Source organism: Vibrio sp. 1731 (assembly GCF_033339955.1).
GTDB classification, from domain to species: Bacteria; Pseudomonadota; Gammaproteobacteria; order Enterobacterales; family Vibrionaceae; genus Vibrio; species Vibrio alginolyticus.
The window spans coordinates 1-1,023 of record NZ_JAWOVO010000182.1 but is presented as its reverse complement, the minus strand read 5'-3'; the positions used below and the strand labels follow the sequence as shown (position 1 = coordinate 1,023).

Sequence of the window (1,023 nt, the reverse complement as noted above, 5' to 3'; positions counted from 1 at the left end):
TGATGATAACCGTAAGAACGTTATCACGCTGCTTGAAGAGCCGAAATCGATCATCAAGAAGATCAACAAAGCGCAAACCGATACCGAAACGCCACCAAGCATTCGCCATGATGTTGAAAACAAAGCGGGCATTGCAAACCTAATGGGTCTTTACTCTGCAGCGACAGGCATGAGCTTTGAAGAGATTGAAGCGAAATACAAAGGCGTTGAAATGTATGGCCCATTCAAGAAAGACGTGGGTGAAGCGGTTGTTGCGATGCTTGAGCCAATTCAAGAAGAATACCGTCGTATTCGCGCAGATCGCGCGTTTATGGATGAAGTGATGAAGCAAGGCGCGGAGAAAGCATCGGCTCGCGCGGCGGAAACACTGAAAAAAGCATACGAAGCTGTCGGTTTTGTTGCTCGTCCGTAATCTCAAGTAATCCAATACCCAAAAAGCTCCACTTCGGTGGAGCTTTTTTTATGTGCTGAGAAAATTACTCGAAGGGCGTGTTGTCCATACAGCGCTCCATATCATAGTACTCAACGCGGCCACGAGCGCCTAAAAACGAAGACTTCACCACCATCCCACGATCCACATAATTAGTGAGGAAAACACAGGATATCTCGTAACTTAACTGTTTGATTTTATATGGCTCCCAGTAATAGTCTGGTCCAGGCAGGCGGGCACGAAAAGAAATGACACCATCGTCACTGACTTCAAACTCTTCCATTCCCTTGAACTCATTTTTTGCTGATTGGATAGTTTTTTGATTGGCGGTTGGGTAAAGCGGTTCAGAAGATGTTAGCTGACAACCCGTCATAAGCCCAAACGCGGAGAGAGCTAGTCCAATTCGTTGAATTTTTTTCATTGATTTGTCCACGATAGATGATGGATGAGATCTTATTGTCTCGCGTTGGTTTTATAACGCTTGTGTATGTTTTTCTCCACTGTGTTGTCGGAATTTATCATTTTTGATTGATAAAAATTTGAAGTGTAAATGGCGAGTGCGCAAAGCGGGGGAGTAAATAACAAGCGAGAGC

Annotated in this window: 1 protein-coding gene and 1 pseudogene; one reads left to right on the top strand and one right to left on the bottom strand. The window is 44.7% G+C overall.

Annotation, left to right across the window (positions count from 1 at the left end; genetic code table 11):
- Positions 1-412 (top strand): annotated as a pseudogene (locus tag R7035_RS26090) (tryptophan--tRNA ligase); the annotation flags it as partial.
- 64 nt (positions 413-476) lie between these two features.
- Here the strand turns inward: R7035_RS26090 and R7035_RS26085 are convergent.
- A complete protein-coding gene (locus tag R7035_RS26085) occupies positions 477-851 on the bottom strand; it encodes a hypothetical protein (RefSeq protein ID WP_025818659.1) in 375 nt (124 codons plus the stop codon).
- Between the last annotated feature and the right edge of the window lie 172 nt (positions 852-1,023).